We start from the raw sequence: 12,592 nt of genomic DNA, 5'->3' as shown, positions 1-12,592 counted from the left end.
CGCTTTCATCGCTCCTTATTAATGTAATTTTTATTTTAGGGCTTCTACGCCAGCATTGATTTCCACTAGCTCGGTCGTAATCGCCTCTTGTCTGGCTTTATTATAAGAAATGGTTAAAGTTTTAACCAAATCCTTAGCGTTATTCGTCGCTGTATCCATAGCCTGCATTCTAGCGCTATGCTCTGCGGCTAAAGAATCAATCAAAGCATAGTATAAACTATACTCTACATATTTTTCTGCCAAAGAGTCTAAAATTTCATCTTCGCTCCCGCTTGGCTCACTGGTAATGGTCTCTTGCGTCTCACTAGGGTTGGGGTTTTGGTGGATGATTTTATACCCAATAGGTAAAATCGTTTTCACTCTTATTTCTTGGCTGATCATGTTTTTAAAGCCATTATGAATGATAATCACCTTATCGGTTTTCCCGCTCAAATAATCCTCTACCACTTTTTTCATGAACTCTTGCGCGCGTTCATAATTAGGCATAGAGCTTAAATTATTAATCTTGTCTAAAACCTCTATCCCATTAAAGCTAAAATACTCATTACCCTTTTTACCAATACCGCGCAAACGCACCTTAATGTCTTTAGCTTTGTATTCATTCGTGCATGCTAAAACCTTTTTAATAGTATTGGTGTTAAAACCTCCGCAAAGCCCCTTATCAGCTGTGATGAAAATAATATCCACTTTTTTGATTTCAAGTCTTTCTAATTCCCTAAAATACTTGCTTTGAATGTCTTCAATCCTTTGATTTCTCATCTTGGATAACACATCATCAAACACGGCGTCTAGTTTCAGTGCATACGCTCTGGAATTTCTTGCAACTTCTTCGGCTTTTCTTAGCTTGGAAGTGGAAACGAGTTTCATCGCATGCGTGATTTTTTGCGTGTTTTTAACGCTTCCAATTTTCTTTCTAATGTCTCTTAAATTCGCCATATTCTAGCCGTCTCCTACTCGCTATAAGTGAGCTTAAATTCCTCTAAAACTTTTTTTAGCATGGCTTCTAAATCCTTATCTAACGCTTTCTTAGTGTGGATTTCTTCTAAAACTTGGGGGTATTTTGCTTCCAAGAAAGGGTGCAGTTGTTCTTCAAAATCCACGACTTTTTTCACGCTCACGCTGTCTAAAAAGCCCTTAGCCCCAGCATAAATAATGACCACTTGCTTTTCAATCGGTAAGGGCGAATAAGGGGCTTGTTTCAGCACTTCCACCATGCGTTGCCCCCTTTCTAATTGCTTTTTACTCGCTTCATCTAAATCAGAAGCGAACTGCGTGAAGGCTTGCAACTCTCTGTATTGCGCTAAATCCAGGCGTAAAGTCCCTGAAACCTGCTTGGTCGCTTTGATTTGAGCGGCCCCTCCAACCCTTGAAACCGACAAGCCCACATTAATAGCTGGGCGGATCCCTGAATAAAACAAATCCGTTTCTAAGAAAATTTGCCCGTCTGTAATAGAAATGATATTCGTAGGGATATAGGCTGAAACATCGCCCGCTTGAGTTTCCACAATAGGGAGTGCAGTCAAAGAGCCGGCACCCTTTTCATCGCAAAGTTTAGCCGCTCTTTCTAAAAGCCGTGAGTGGATATAAAACACATCTCCAGGAAAAGCCTCCCTACCTGGGGGTCTTCTCAAAATCAAAGAAATCTCTCTGTAAGCGACAGCATGCTTACTCAAATCATCATAAATGATTAGGGCATGGCGGGCATGATCTCTAAAGTATTCCCCCATAGCCACACCTGAATAAGGGGCTAAATATTGCATTGCAGCTGAATCTGAAGCCGAAGCGTTGATCACGACGCTGTATTCCATCGCTCCGTATTCTTCTAATTTGCGGACCACTTGCGCGACAGTGGATTCTTTTTGCCCAATAGCCACATAGATACAGATCACATTTTGCCCTTTTTGGTTAATGATCGCATCGATCGCTACGGTGGTTTTACCGGTTTGTTTATCCCCAATAATCAATTCCCTTTGCCCGCGCCCAATAGGCACCAACGCATCAATGGCTTTAATGCCAGTTTGTAAAGGCTCATGCACAGATTTCCTGTCCATAATGCCTGGGGCTTTTTGCTCGATGAGACTGAACTCATTCGTTTCTATCTCACCCTTGCCATCAATAGGCTCACCCAAAGCGTTCAACACGCGCCCCACAACCGCATCGCCAACAGGAACTTTCATCAAATTTTTCGTGCGTTTAACGCTAGTCCCCTCTTTAATATTGTTGCCAAAACCAAACACAATCACGCCAACGCTATCTTCTTCTAAGTTAGCCGCAACGCCTTTATCCCCTGTTTCAAACTCTAGCACTTCATACGACATCACACCATTTAAGCCATAAACCTTAGCCACACCATCCGCATATGAAACGACTTTTCCTACTTCAGCCATATCGCAATCAAGTTCAAAATTCTTGATTTTTTCTTCAATAACCGAGCTGATTTCTTCCAATTTTAGTTGGGACATTATCTTTATCTCCTTAGATTGATTAAATAGATTGAATAACCTGTTTTTCTATTTTCTTTAAAATATCTTCTTTAGAAAAGCCTATTTCTAAATCCAGGCTTGAAACGCTCAAAGAAACCCCTTTTTTAGACCAAGTGTCTTGAGCGATTTCTACAGGGGCGTTAAAACGAGCTTGCAATTTTTGTTGCACGGCTTCTAGTTCACTATTTTCAAGCTTTTGTGGGACTAAAAGTGTGGCTTCTAAAGTCCTTTTAGAATCAAAAGACAGCTCTTCAGCGACTAATTCCAACATGTCAAGCCGGTTATTTTTTAACACCACTTCCATTACAGGCTTTAAAACTGAACATGCTTTTGTGGAAGTTATTTTTTCTAAGATTTCAAATACAACCTCTTTTTTAACTTTTAAAGAAACATGAGCTAACACCTGGTTGAGTTTGTGTAATTTTATGGCTTCTGCTGCATTTTTAAGCCCCACAACAATTTCTTCCAATAACGCTAAATCGCCTTTAGTGTGGTTTTTCAACGCCTTAGCATAATGCTTAGAGATCACTTTTAAATCTTGCATTTAAAGCCTTTGTTTCAAAATATTCACGCAATCTTGCGCATTGAAAGAGACTTTTTTGCTCTCTCTTAGATCTTTAAAAACGCTTTCAACCAGCTCTCTTTTGATCTTTTTAACTTCTAAATCCATCAACGCCTTAGAATTTTTGATCAAATTTTCCACATCCATTTTGGTTTGCAATTCGTATTTTTGCGTGATCGTGTAAGCTTCTTTATTCGCATCAGAAATAATTAATTCAGCTTTTTCTTTGGCTTGCTCTAATTCTTTTAAGAGTTTTTTCTTATTTTCTTTACTCACTTTAAGTTGGGCTTGAATCTCTTCTAATCGTTTGGAGATTTCAAGGCTTTTGGAGCGTAAAAATGAACGCAGTTTTTTAGCCAGAAAATACCACAAAATCCCCGCAAATAAAAGGAAATTTAAAGAACGCTCTATAATATCTGTTTGTGAAATATCCAATCCAGTAGCGCACAAAGGGCTTAAAAGGATCAAAAACCCTAACACCATTTTAACTACAAACATTCATCAACTCCCTAAACCCATAGCCACACGCTTGTTTAACTCGTCTTCAAATACCGGCATTTGTGCTTGCAACTGCTCTTTTAAGACTTGCTTTTCATTTTGTAATTGCTTCGCAAACGCTTCAAACTCTTGATTGAGTTCGTTCTCTTTTTGCTTGATCACAGCGTCATAAGACTCTGCAGCTTTTCGAATCGCTTCTGCTATCACTTCCCTACGCTTTTCAGCTGCTTCTTTAAGAAGAGTCTCAATTTGATGACCAATCTCCACACTTTGGGCATTATCCGTTTTGATTTTAGCCAAGCTATCCTTTATCTCTGCCTGTCTGTTATCCATAAAAGCCAACAAAGGCCTATACACCCAAACATTCATCGCCCACAACAATAACACAAACACCACAAAAACGACCGCCATTAAATAGGGGTTAACCGATATATTCATAACCTATTTCTTTCCTAAAATCCTACAAAATATTTGAAACTCGCATTTGTTATAAAAACATTAACTCTATCTTAACAAAAAATCGCTTAAAATTTGAGAATATTCAAGCGTTAAGACATCATTTTTTTCATAAAAGCCTCTAAAAGAGAATTTTCATAACATCGTAAAACGATTTTATTCCCTTTCAAAGTGGCTTTAAGCTTGTAATGATCCCACAAACTTTGATTGAAGCGTTCTAATTCATCTTCAGCGATGAGCGTTTGGGTTTGCTTGAAACCATGTTTTTTATTGTCAAAATTTGCGTTTATTTTAAAATCACGCGTTAAATCTTCTGTCTGGCGCACGCTGAGTTTCTGCCCTATGATGGAATTTAAGATCAATTCTTGTTTTTCTCCATCTAAACCCACCAAAACTTTTGCATGCCCTGAAGTGATTTTTTCTTCTAAAAGAGCGTTTTGAACCTTAGAAGAAAGCGTCAATAAACGCATGATATTAGCCACATGGGCTCTGGATTTTTTAACGATTTTAGACAGCTCTTCTTGGGTCATTTGATAGCTTTCAAGCAATTCTTTATAAGATCTAGCCAACTCTAAAGGGTTTAAATCTTCTCGCTGGATATTTTCAATCAACGCCACTTCGCGCATTTTTTCTTGCTCAATATCCACAACAATCGCTTTAATCGTAGGCATTTTAGCTAATTTGCTCGCTCTTAAGCGCCTTTCACCAGCGATCAAATGGTAACGCCCGTTCTCACTCACCACCAAAACCGGTTGCAACAAACCATGCTCTTTAATGGATTGCGCTAATTCTTCTAAAGAATCTTCGCTAAAGATTTTTCTGGGCTGGTAGGGATTAGGCATCACCTCATCAATACCAAGCTCCACAACCCGATTCGCTCTTTCATACAGCCCCTGCTCATACACTTCATTGATTTCAGGGAAAATATCCGCTAAACCCCTACCCAACACTTTATTTTTTGCCATATGCTACCCCCGAAGAATGCTTTGAGCTAATTTTTGATAAGCGATACTGCCATTAGATTTAATATCATAGAGCAAGATGGGCTTACCAAAACTAGGCGATTCCGCTAGTTTCACGCTTTTAGGGATCATAATATACTCTCCTGTAGCTGAATCTCTAAAAAACTCTGAGTCAAAATACTTGAACAATTCCGCTAAAACCCCTTTTGTCAAATTGAGTTGAGGGACATGCATTGTGGGTAAAAAACCTCTGATTTTGAGCTTAGGGTTCGTGCTTTTTTGCAGCATTCTAATGGTGTTAAGCAATAATTTAGTGCCTTCAAGGGCAAAGAACTCGCATTGGATAGGAATGATCACCGAATGGGCTGCTGAAAGCGAATTGATCGTGAGAGGCCCTAGAGCTGGCGGGGAATCAATAATAATATAATCATAAAGCCCCACCACACTCTCTAAGGCGTTTTTGAGCATGAGCTCGCCTCGTTTATTCTCATCTTGGCTGTCATAAAAGGTTTTTTCAAACCCGGCCAAACCCAAATTAGAAGGCACTAAATCCAAAAAAGGCATTTGGGTTTTTAAGATCACTTGAGAAATTTGCTTACGGCCAATCAGCACATGATAAATATCATAATCAATTTTATCGCGCCTAAAACCCAAGCTTGAAGTGGCGTTGGCTTGAGGGTCAAAATCAATCAACAAGATTTTTTTTTCATGCACCGCTAAAGAAGCCGATAAATTAACCGCTGTTGTCGTTTTGCCCACACCCCCTTTTTGATTAGCCACTGCAATGATTTCACTCATCATACTCACATCCTATCATAAATCTTACCTTTAATACAAATGCGGCCGTCTTCTAACAATTCCGCATCTTTCAAACTCATCGCTTCATTGCAATCATTATGGAAGCTAAAAGAGTTGCTTCTGTGAAATTCTAACGCATACTTACTTAAAACTTCCCCCCAAAAAAGATTTTCTTCTATTTTTTTTAAAAAGCCCTCTATAATCCAATCGTCGCTCGCGCCAATATCTAAACATGCCCATTTTGTTGAAACCCTATTCACGCCAATGCCGCACACCCGCATGCCTTTATAAATATTAACCAGCACGCCCCCTATTTTTTGACCCCCCAAATACAAATCGTTAGGCCATTTAAGCCAGGTTTGAGAGCCTAGCTCTTTTAAAACTTCTTTGAATAAAAACCCTAAATACAAAGCGTTCGCTTGCACGGGTAAATCGTTAGGCAAATCGCTTGCGTTTAAAGCGAGTGAAAAAGTCAAAGCGCTTTTTGTGCTCTCCCAAATATTCCCCCTACTGCCTATCCCAGCGCTTTGGTTTTTAGCCACAATCAAAATGGGGGCTTTAAGCGCATCGTTTTTAAGTTTTTCTAAAAGATAAGTTTGCGTGGAAGGCAGGCTATCAAAAACCCTTTTTTCACATTTTCTCATGCTTTTTCTCATGCCAAAATATCGCCCGCTTTCAAACGCTTGCCATTCAAATAATCCTTCGCTTTCAAAGGCTTTTTACCCACCGCTTGCAACCTTGCTATACGCACGCTGCCTTTCAAGCAGCCTACAAGAACGCCTTTTTCATCAATTGCTAAAATCTCGCCTTCCTTGTGGCTCTTTTCGTTCTCCACCAATTCTACATCTAAAAGTTTAAGGCTATTTTCTAAAAAGATTTCTGGCCAAGATTTAAACGCAAGCGATTTTAAAAACAAATTTTTAGCGTCTTTAAAACCCACTAAACCATCGGCTTTGGTGATTTTTTTACAAAAAGTAGCCTGCGTGTGATCTTGAGACTTTCTTGTGATAGAAGAGAAATTTTTGAGCGTTGAAAGGAGTAAATCCGCTCCCATATGTGCTAATTTTAAACTTAAAGTTTCTAAATCCAAATAATCTCCTCTTAAAAAAGAAGCGCTTTCTAAAATATCCCCGCTATCCAATTCCAAATCCATAAGCATGGTGCTTATGCCATAAATCCTATCGTCATTGAGTATCATCTCATGAATGGGCGAAGCCCCCCTGTATTTGGGCAATAACGACGCATGCACATTAATGCAAGGAGCGATGGCTAAAACCTCTTTAGGCAAAATCTTACCATAAGCCACCACCACGATAAAATCAGGCTTCAAGTCTTTTAAAATTTGAACTTCAGGCTCTTTCAAACTTTGCGGTTGGAAAATGGGGATGTTTAAATGATTTTCTAAAATGTATGTTTTAGTCTCTGGGACTTTCAATTCTTTTTTGCGCCCAAAAGGTTTATCTATTTGAGTGAATAGCCCCACCACTTCTATATGGTTATTTTTATTTTCAACCAACGCCCTTAAGATCACTTCAGCAAACCCCGGCGTTCCCATAAATAAGATGCACATGTTATTCCTTGTTTTTAGTTTTATCTTTTGTAATGCCATACTTTCTTTCACGATCCTTAAAAGCTTTTTCGCCTCCCTCTAATTTTAATAAATCCTCTTTATATGCATCGCTCTCAATCATAAAAGACTGTGCAACTATCTTATTATTCTCATTTTTTAACTGAATAATTAGCTCTGCATCAGCGTTCAAAACAAAATTAGCGTTATGGGTGGCAAAAATAATTTGTCTTTTTTGTTTCTGCTTTTTAATTAAAGCAACTAAATAATTAGCGATTAAAGCACTATCCAAGTGCGCTTCTGGCTCATCAATGATGATGGGGTTATTCCCTAAAGATAAAAGGACAACCAATACAGCCGTGCATTTTTGCCCAAAGGAAGTCTCGTTTAAAGCTCTTTTGTCATAACGGACTTTAAAAATTTTATATTTTTCAACATTCCTTAAATGTTTGAGAATGAGAAGCCGATAGATTTGAAAATGAATTTCTCTATCCAATATATCTTTCATGGTTTCATAAAATGCCGCTTTTTTATTTTCAATTCGGCTATCAAGCTCTTCTATAAATTCTGCGTGTTGCATACCTGTAACATTTTTTAATTCAATTTCTTTTAAATATTCCTTGATTTTTGATTGGTGTCTTTGGGCATTAAAACCCTTATCCACCAACTTATCAAAATCCTCAAAAACCTCTTCAAAAATATCTTCATTCAAACGATATTCTATGGTAATTGGTTTCACTTCTTTGTGATTTTTTGAAATTTCTTCAAAAGCCGAATTGATTTTGCTTAATTCCTCATTGATTTGATCTTTAAATTCTTCAATATTTTTATCAATATCTCCATAAGAAAAACCCTCTATTTTGTTAGTAGTCTCTTCTATTTTATACTTTAAATCATTAATATTCATTTTTATGTTTGCCAAATGGTAATTAGCGTTTCTAACATCTCCTATACTTTCATCGCTCACGCCTTTTTCTTTAAGAAATTCCCCAATCTCTTGGAGTAATATCTGGTGTTCTGATTCTAGCTTTTCTATATTCTCTTCATCGCTTTTGAAACGCCCGTTTTTTATATCTGCATCTATCTCTTCAAGTTTCTTGCAAATATCTTGTTTGAGCTGGTTATAGACCTTATCATAGCTATTCTTTTCTTCCATGTTTTCTTTTGATTCAAAATTCACAACCCGTTTTAATTCTTTAATAAAAGTCAAAAACCCCTCTTTGGATTGTTTTAAATCAATGAGCGCTTTGCGTTTTGCTTGCAATTTATCTCTTTTGTCCAAATAGTCTTTATCGGTATAAGCATCTACAATACTTTGGTATTTCTTTCTTATTTTTTCGCTCTCTTTTAATTGTTCTTCTAGCTTGGTCTTTTCTTGCCAATATGCGATTTGCTCATCAAACTTTTCAATGCTTTTTGTAATTTGCTTTTCTAACTCCTTAAGTTTTCCACTTAACTTGCTATCTATTCTGTTAAAAATAGCCTCTGTGAATTTTGAAACATTAGTTGCAAATTCTTCTACCTCATTTTGAGCCAAATACTCTACGCTATCCACTGTGTCTGGCTGTATCTCTATACATTTTTGAATAGTTTCATGTTTTAAGCCTTTCACAAAACTATTATTTTTAATTGCTGAGGCTATCAATTGCAACAAAGTGCTTTTACCGCTCCCTCTACCCCCTATCACACAAGTAAAGTTAGGACTAAAAAATAGTGTTTCATTAAATCCTGCATAACAAAAAGGAGTATCGCCTTTTTCATTGGTGATTTTTACCTCTCCATCAAAGCACAACCCCACACAATCTATCTTATACAAAGGATCTTGAGGTTTCTCTTTATCAATACTCACTCTTGTTTCTGGCTCATAAATAATTTGTTTTAACCCTTCAAAGGTTTTTTCAGCCTTTATCCAAGTGTATTTTTCCCCTATTGAATCCTCTTCGTGGGCATCGCTACTCTGTAAGAGAGGTTTGTTATATTTAAGCCAAAATTCTCTATCCTTTTTAAGGTTTTCTTGCTTATTTGATGAGTGGATTAAAAAATGGACTTTTTTAACTATTTTTTCATAATTACTGCTACTGCGAGAACTGCCGTGCCCGCTTGATAAAAACCCTAGCAAATACTTGCCCATCAAGTTTAAAGACTCTTCCTCTAAACATTCCAACAATTGATCAAAATTGACTACCGCTTTATCAAAATCATCTTTTTCTAAATCTGCAAGTTTTTTCTCAATCCCACAAACATTGGCTTTCATATTTAATAAAAACTTTTTGATGCCATCACTTGAAACCTTATCTGAAAAAATAATATGGAAATCCAAACACTGATCTTCCTTATTTTGATAATCCAACCTGACTTCTAAATTATAAAAAACCTTAATGCCCCTCTCTTCTATTTTTTCTTTTAATTCAAATTCTTTCTCATTAAACTTAAAATAGTTCGTTAATCCAATACAATCAATCTTGCCATCGTATAGTTTTTGTATAAACTTCTCTTCATAACATTGATACTCCATATTTAAATGTGTGTATATCGTATGCACATGCAAATCCCATTTATGCCAACTTGAACCTTTATTCTGATCTTTATTGCCCATATTTTCTCCTAATATCATACTATCTCAAAGCACACCATAAAAACTAATCTTCTAAATCTTCCTCATCATACCCAAGCTCTAGCGCCTTCACTTGCCCAATAGCATTACCCGCAATGCCCTTAATAGAGCCATACATGTTAATCGTACCCTCAAACACTTTGTCAATTTGTTTTTCCCTGCTTTTCCAAATCTTATTCATCGCGCGTTTTTCGCTTTCTAAATCCGCTCTCAATTGCTCAAACCCCTCTATAATCGCATTCACTTGCATAGAAAATTCAGAGCTTGTCAAATAACGATAGAGCAAATCCACTTTATCGCCCTTATTTTCCTGACTCTTTTTAGCCAAACTCACTTGAATAACCCCCTCTCTTAACACCGCGCTCAACCCCTTAAACTCTTCAAATGAACACACCCACACCCCTTCAAATAACCCCATCCTCTCCATCTCTTTAGGCAGCGCTTCACTCACAATGACCCCCACATCAGCCCCAATCTCTCGCATGTCGCTTTTAAGCTTTTCCACCCAAGCTTTTTGGAATTCTTTAGTGCGTTTGCTCTCATAATAAATTTTCCCGCAATTTTGAAATTCCCTAGTATGCACCACTTGAATGCAATCGCCCCCTCTTTGCCCTTTTTTGATTTCTTCAACACTATCTAGGGGGAATTTTTGCCTCAAAAACTCTTCAATCGCCAATTCTTGCACCTCGCCTTGGAATTGCTGCGAGCTTAACTCCGCCTTTCTTTGAGCGTTTTTCAACTCGTTTCTTAACATTTCTAATTGCTCTTCTTGCTGCTTGAATTTCAATTCATTTTTTTCATGCAAGGCTTTTTCTATTTTTTCCCTTTCCAGATCCAATTTTTCATTCAATTTTTTTTCATTTTCAGCTTTCAATCGGCTCTCTGCTTCGTTATTTTCTCTTTTGAGTCTTTCAATTTCCGCTTCTTTCTGGTGCAATTCCTGGACTTGTTTGGACTTCTCGTCTAATTCTTTTTGCAACAATTCCAAGCCCTTTTGCTGTTCTAAAAAAGCGTTTTTTCTGGCTTCTTCAATGATCTTAGCCCTTTCATCTTGCAAGGCTAAAGCGCTCGCTTGTTTGACCGCATCATCAAATTGAGCCTGTTGCTCTTTTGCCCGCTCTTTTAGGGCCTCTTCTTTTTGCTCTAACATTTTAAGATGAGTGTGATACTGCGCTCTTTTTTCATTCACTTCTTTTTCAAACTCTTTTTGCTGGGCTAAAAACCGGCTTTGATTTTCTGATTCAATCTGTTTGTATAGCGCTTCATTCACATCAATTGGCTCTTGACACTTGGGGCATATAAAAGGGCGGGTTTGATTTTCTTGCATGATTTTCCTTTAAGATTTGATTTTTTATATTTTATAATAGAATGAGATCAATTTAGCTTAAGCAGGTTTTATCCAATAAGTTCAGTAAAATAGGGATTTAAATAAGGAGTTATTAACATGGACATTTATTATAAAAACAGACATAATAAAGGTCATGAGCAACGAGAAAAACGCCCTTATTTTGTCATCTATGAAGGTAAGGACTTTTTCTTAGCATTCCCACAAACAACAAAAAATAAAAAAGGCAAAAAATACCCTTCGCATAAAAACTACATTATAAATGAAGCAATTGAGATAATGATTGATCAGTTGCAAGTTGTCCCAAAAGCGCAAGTTTTAAAGAATAATACAATGGGAAGAAGTCTTGCATCAGCATTACAAAAGGCGTCTATCTCTAGACCCGCATCAGCGCATAGAGTGCCACTCATCAATCATTTTTTAGAACAAGTTATTTTACAAAGCCCATCTGATGAAAACAAAAATATAAAAACAATTGCTTTTGGAAGTATTATCAAACTCAATCCACATAATGAAAATCCCTTATTAAAACCCTACAGCGCATTTATTACACTTTCTTGCGCTCAATTCCATTATTCGGGCATGCGCCTAGTTGCCCCCTATGAAAACGATTCTATTATTTTTGAGTTATTGCATTGCATTGATTTTCAGGCACGCAATTTTGAACGCCAACAACTTGTTCAATTAGATCCGAAAGAAATTAAAACCCAAATCCTTGAGCGTTTAAAACTCTAGAAATATAGGGCATTAAAAATCAAAAATAACCCCCACCCCCTTATGAATTTCACTATAAAATAAAACTTAAAACTATAAAAATAAGACTTTAAACACCAATACTTGATAAGAACAGAATTTTCAAATCCAAACGCATTCATAATCAGCTCAGACCCACCAAAAACACCAAAAGCAAAAATCAAACATTAAGAAATAAGAAACAACAAAAACAACAAGCAAAAAACCATAAGCAGTAAAAATCCAAATCAAGCGATTAAAATCATTAAACATTAAACAACAAGAAGCAATAAATCTAAACAAAAGAATTAAGAAAGCTCAACGCTAAATCCAACACAAGCAAACTAAACACATTAAACATTAAATATAAAGACACTAACAACTAAAAATATAAGTATTAAGAAATAATAAACAATAAGCAAGCAAATATTAAAAACAACCAAGAAGTAAATAAGAAAGAATAAGCTCAATCCTTCAAAACTAAGCAACAAGAAGCTCTTTTGTCAGGTAATACTCTTTGGCTTTTAACAAGCGAATGTTAAAAGCTTTTCTCTAGAAAGGAGGTGATCCAACCG

12 protein-coding genes are annotated in these 12,592 nt (G+C 36.8%); 1 reads left to right on the top strand and 11 read right to left on the bottom strand.

Annotation, left to right across the window (positions count from 1 at the left end):
• Positions 1–30 precede the first annotated feature (30 nt).
• The 11 genes from atpG to H7N67_RS07210 all read right to left on the bottom strand — a co-directional run bounded on the left by atpG (position 31) and on the right by H7N67_RS07210 (position 11,267).
• A complete protein-coding gene (gene atpG / locus H7N67_RS07260) occupies positions 31–936 on the bottom strand; it encodes an ATP synthase F1 subunit gamma (protein WP_187939540.1) in 906 nt (301 codons plus the stop codon).
• Between the two features lie 14 nt (positions 937–950).
• Positions 951–2,462 carry a F0F1 ATP synthase subunit alpha gene (gene atpA, locus H7N67_RS07255; protein WP_000080487.1) on the bottom strand — a complete coding sequence of 504 codons (1,512 nt, stop codon included), beginning with the start codon at positions 2,460–2,462 and terminating at the stop codon, positions 951–953.
• 22 nt (positions 2,463–2,484) lie between these two features.
• On the bottom strand, positions 2,485–3,027 hold the full coding sequence (locus H7N67_RS07250; RefSeq protein ID WP_187939539.1) for a F0F1 ATP synthase subunit delta: 543 nt from the start codon (positions 3,025–3,027) through the stop codon (positions 2,485–2,487).
• The gene (locus tag H7N67_RS07245; RefSeq protein ID WP_000498432.1) at positions 3,028–3,543 is read right to left on the bottom strand and encodes a F0F1 ATP synthase subunit B; all 516 of its coding nucleotides are present in this window, start codon (positions 3,541–3,543) and stop codon (positions 3,028–3,030) included.
• Positions 3,544–3,546: 3 nt separating this feature from the next.
• On the bottom strand, positions 3,547–3,981 hold the full coding sequence (locus H7N67_RS07240; RefSeq protein WP_187939538.1) for a FoF1 ATP synthase subunit B': 435 nt from the start codon (positions 3,979–3,981) through the stop codon (positions 3,547–3,549).
• 110 nt (positions 3,982–4,091) lie between these two features.
• Entirely contained in the window at positions 4,092–4,964 is an 873-nt protein-coding gene (locus H7N67_RS07235; RefSeq protein WP_187939537.1) for a ParB/RepB/Spo0J family partition protein, read from the bottom strand.
• A gap of 3 nt (positions 4,965–4,967) precedes the next feature.
• Positions 4,968–5,759 carry a chromosome partitioning ATPase Soj gene (gene soj, locus H7N67_RS07230; protein WP_232263043.1) on the bottom strand — a complete coding sequence of 264 codons (792 nt, stop codon included), beginning with the start codon at positions 5,757–5,759 and terminating at the stop codon, positions 4,968–4,970.
• A gap of 5 nt (positions 5,760–5,764) precedes the next feature.
• Positions 5,765–6,403 carry a biotin--[acetyl-CoA-carboxylase] ligase gene (locus H7N67_RS07225; RefSeq protein WP_187939535.1) on the bottom strand — a complete coding sequence of 213 codons (639 nt, stop codon included), beginning with the start codon at positions 6,401–6,403 and terminating at the stop codon, positions 5,765–5,767.
• 8 nt (positions 6,404–6,411) lie between these two features.
• Complete coding sequence (fmt, locus tag H7N67_RS07220; RefSeq protein ID WP_187939534.1) at positions 6,412–7,329, bottom strand: methionyl-tRNA formyltransferase; 918 nt, start codon at positions 7,327–7,329, stop codon at positions 6,412–6,414.
• A 1-nt stretch (position 7,330) separates the two neighbouring features.
• Entirely contained in the window at positions 7,331–9,922 is a 2,592-nt protein-coding gene (locus tag H7N67_RS07215) for a TrlF family AAA-like ATPase (RefSeq protein ID WP_187939533.1), read from the bottom strand.
• A 43-nt stretch (positions 9,923–9,965) separates the two neighbouring features.
• A complete protein-coding gene (locus H7N67_RS07210) occupies positions 9,966–11,267 on the bottom strand; it encodes a DUF2130 domain-containing protein (RefSeq protein ID WP_187939532.1) in 1,302 nt (433 codons plus the stop codon).
• 297 nt (positions 11,268–11,564) lie between these two features.
• On the opposite strand from H7N67_RS07210, the gene H7N67_RS07205 reads away from it, so the two are divergent.
• Positions 11,565–12,020 carry a hypothetical protein gene (locus tag H7N67_RS07205; RefSeq protein ID WP_187939548.1) on the top strand — a complete coding sequence of 152 codons (456 nt, stop codon included), beginning with the start codon at positions 11,565–11,567 and terminating at the stop codon, positions 12,018–12,020.
• Positions 12,021–12,592: the final 572 nt, after the last annotated feature.

It is taken from the genome of Helicobacter pylori (assembly GCF_014498195.1).
In the GTDB taxonomy this organism is placed as follows: Bacteria; Campylobacterota; Campylobacteria; order Campylobacterales; family Helicobacteraceae; genus Helicobacter; species Helicobacter pylori_DO.
Note: the sequence above shows the minus strand (reverse complement) of the source record. Positions and strands in the feature narration are given on the sequence as shown.